Genomic DNA, 2,325 nt, shown 5'->3' on the forward strand with positions numbered 1-2,325 from the left:
AAAGCCGTAGATTCGTTAGCATCAAAGCCCATAGAAAGAGCGCGGTTCTCAATCTTCGGTCTTAGAAGAGCCTCAATCTCTTGATCTGTTTTACCAACCGAGCGCAATTGCGAAATCACTTCTGGATTGATCGCTTGTTCAATCTTGCTTTCAAAATTACGACGACGGTAACGACCAGCCACACCACTAGGCGCACCAAAACCACCACCGATCAAACCACCGACTAAACCAGACTCAAGCGCAGCCGCGCCAACGCCTTCGGAGTTGTCGCCTTCAACGTCCATCTTTTCGTTGGTATGAACGTTAGAGCGGTATTGTTCAACGCCACCTTGTACGGCCTCGGTGCCACCTTCAGCAAGTACACCTTTACCAATAGCACCTTTGATTGTTTTGCCTAAACTACCTTTTAGCAGTTTAACCATTGCCTGATCACCTACCGTTTCACCGATCAGGTTGACCATGCCTAGAGTAAGGTCGGTTTTAATCGAATCTCCAACCTCTTGGGCCAATCGAGTACGAGCGTTGTTTAGCGCCTCTTCATCAGAGATATTCTTATCCGCTTCTTCGGCCACATAACGCTTGAACTGTGGAGAATCCATTAATTCGTGATAAGGAATGTTCTCGATTTCTCGTTGAACATTTAAGGCTTGACCACCGTTACCAGCCGCCAAGTTTAGAAGTGCGTTAGTACCGACATTGGCACCTTGGGACACCGCAGCGCTTCGACCTGCCATTGACGCTGCTTTACCTGCTGCACCTGCTGGCAACATGGTTACAGCCATACCACCAAGCACATTAGATGCTGTGCCTAACCATGTACGCCAATCTTTAGCACCTTCGCCAAAGCTCATATCATCATTGATGATATCTTTCGCCATGGCTTCGCGCATTTCAGGCGATAAGGTTTCGTATTGCTCATTAGCCCAATTCTCTAATGAGCTTGCTGCCTTTTCTGCACCAACGAAATTCGCAGCACCAGCCAAAGTTTGCAAAGCGCCTTGTTGAGCCATATCAACAACGTCACCAAACGTTGATGTGTTTTGATTGCGTTCCCTTTCCTCAACTAGACGCATCGCCTCTCTGAAATCCATCGGTATCCCCTCTTATTCTGCATAGGAAATAGACAGGGGAAGTATAACCCCCAACCGCACCGATTGGGGATTTTTGTTTACGATCGATGAATTAACGATTAGCCAAACCTAATGCCATGTAGCGTGCGGCTGGTGGCGCATTTTTACGCTGCTCTTCTACTCGTTGAGCCTGAGTTTTTAAGTTATCTCTGGCGTTACTTGTTAGCTTATCGGCTGCGCTATAAAAGCCACTATAGTTAAGCCAATCCATTGCCTGTTGTTGTTCTTCAGGACTCAAGTCCGCTGCCTTAATTGCTGCAAGCTTTTCTTGATAAGTTCCATCAGAGTTTAGGATTTCCTCTCGTAAAGCCTCTAACTCGCCTTGATTTGACGGTTCACCCTCTGTCTGTCCGGCGGCCTTCTTCTCGCCATTGGTGAACTCTTGAGACTCGCTTATCAGCGTTTCATTAGATGGCTTTTTCTTGATGATATCTTTACTTTTAATCATCTCTTGAATAGCCTTATTTACCTGATCAGGCGTCGCGGCTGGGTTTTCCATTAGATAAGACTGAAGTTGCGCTTTGCTGCCCGCTTTGAACTCATAATCAGGATATGACTCAACAAACGCTTGCGCTCGTTTTCTTGCCATACTTTGCGCTTGTTCCTTGGTTAAGTATTGAGGATCATAACCTGTTAGTGGCAAATACATCATCGTATGACGCTCTAGTGCCTTCTCCCTTTCTCGATTCAAGCGATCAATTTCGGCCTGATAATCTTGTTCCTTATCGAACATATTGCGGTCAAGTTTGGCAATCTGTTCATCATACTTGCTATTAATTCCGTTTTGTTCAGATAGCTGTTGCTTCGCCAATTGAGCCATTGAAGAAGAAGAACCACTAGAGCCTGAGCGACTAGAACGGCCTGAACGACCACCATATACAACATTGCCATTTTCATCGAAATTCAGAGATCGACCTGTTTGAAGTTGACGCCAGTTGTTCAACTCTTCACGGTTCAAATGCTGACGAGTATCAATCATGGTTTTCATTCGGTTACTAAACTCCGACAATGGCACAACTAAGATATTGTCATCTGGCTTGCTTGTTCGGTTTTGAGTAACCGGAACTGTGACAGTTTTGCCATTATCAAGAGTTAGATCTTGCTCAATAACTGCGCCACCGCCTTGAGTGATTCGAACTGCCGAAACTTTTCTCTCAACTATTTGATGTTGCTTACCATCCTTATCCGTGTAGAT

Annotated in this window: 2 protein-coding genes; both read right to left on the minus strand. The window is 45.5% G+C overall.

Features of this window, described 5'->3' with window-relative positions; all coding sequences use genetic code 11:
- Positions 1–1,091 (minus strand): hypothetical protein (locus IQR33_RS14300; protein ID WP_228013902.1); only part of this gene is annotated, 1,091 nt, incomplete at its 3' end.
- Between the two features lie 91 nt (positions 1,092–1,182).
- The coding region (locus tag IQR33_RS14305) for a hypothetical protein (RefSeq protein WP_193838071.1) at positions 1,183–2,325 on the minus strand (1,143 nt) is incomplete at its 5' end.

Origin of the sequence: Vibrio sp. OPT46 (genome assembly GCF_015163535.1) — a bacterium.
GTDB classification, from domain to species: domain Bacteria; phylum Pseudomonadota; class Gammaproteobacteria; order Enterobacterales; family Vibrionaceae; genus Vibrio; species Vibrio alginolyticus.